At 44.8% G+C, this 854-nt stretch carries 1 protein-coding gene; it reads right to left on the bottom strand.

Going from position 1 to position 854, the window contains the following annotated elements; all coding sequences use genetic code 11:
* Positions 1 to 854, bottom strand: an 854-nt coding sequence (locus tag A3750_RS26375) for a hypothetical protein (protein WP_197475151.1), incomplete at both ends; no start/stop codon positions are given.

The raw sequence follows: 854 nt of genomic DNA on the forward strand, positions 1-854 counted from the left end.
TCGATTGTGTTCGGTGACGCCAATGAAACCGAACGCAACTGGCCCGTCTTATCAATGAAGAGCATCTTATCGCTAATCGCTTCATATACGACAAAATCGGCAGCGTCAGAGCTTACATCCAGTTCCTTTAAGTACTCTTTCGCAGAAAGATCATAACGAACAACGGAGTCCCAATCACCGTTAAATAATGCCAACTGCTGAGTTCCACTATCAATTGATGCAAGCTTAGCTCCCTGATCTTGCTCACTCATCCATGTCGAGAAACACTGATGTCGATCAACTCTATCAAAGCCCTGTGATTGAGTTACACAACCGGGGTCTAGAGGGTAATAATCAACATCGTCATCTGCGCCGTCAAAATCACTATCGGTAAGCGTTGGGTATGAAACAAATTGCACGTCAAAACAATACGCTTTACCCGCGCTCTCTATACCTGTTTCATTCGCCAAACAATCGTTGAGAGATACGACAACTCTTGGATTCGAAGCCGCGTTTGCCGCTACCGCATCAACGAACACTGTAGAGAGTTCCGCACCATCTTTAATCCCATCAGAATCCGAATCTTGATTATTCGGTTCAGTTAACAGAATGTTGAGCTCAACACCGTCCAACAATCCATCCGAACCTGCTACACCAAGATTCAAATCAGAGTTTGGGTTCACTGAGCTAGCTTCGGTAAGTTCAGCCTCTTGGAGATTTGACGCGTAATCCTGGTCATAATCTTCTAAACCATCAGAAATCAGGTCATTATCCGAATCCGCAGACAGAGGGTTAGTGAAAGTAAACCGAGCCTCAGCCTTTAAGGTTTCAAACGACATATCATCCGAAAGATCTACAGGAACATCCAGCAAGGT

It is taken from the genome of Oleiphilus sp. HI0079, assembly GCF_001635105.1.